1 protein-coding gene is annotated in these 501 nt (G+C 45.9%); it reads left to right on the forward strand.

The features are described from left to right. Nucleotides 1-501, forward strand: a 501-nt coding sequence (gene imuA, locus R7Z77_RS28815; RefSeq protein WP_318137494.1) for a translesion DNA synthesis-associated protein ImuA, incomplete at both ends; no start/stop codon positions are given.

Genomic DNA, 501 nt, shown 5'->3' on the forward strand with positions numbered 1-501 from the left:
GCTGAGCTAGATGAATTGTTTGGTGGCGGCTTTCCTTCTCACGGTGTGGTAGAGATGGAATCCGTAGGCAGTATTGGTGAACTGCGTTTACTCGCTCCATATCTAAAAGCGTCTCTTTCGAGAGGGGTAACCGCATTCATTCAACCTCCAGCGTTAATGAATTCGCTGTTTCTACACAATATTGGCTTAGATATAAACCAAGTTTGGGTCGTAAATCCTACACATCATCGAGATGCTTTGTGGGCCGCAGAACAGTGTCTGAAAAGTGGTGTTTGTGCCAACGTATTGCTATGGCAAGACGAACTAGAAATCCACCAAGTAAAACGCTTACAGGTTGCCAGTGAACAAGGCGCTTGTCCGCTTTTTATGCTCAAACCGAGCATGGCAAATCGCTTGTCCCTACCTGTGTCATTGAGCTTAAAGCTGCAAGGTCATGAACAGGGCGTAAATGTGGAAGTATTGAAACGCAAAGGGGGCTGGAACAAAGGCAGTATCAATATC

Source organism: Vibrio sp. 1401, assembly GCF_033340295.1.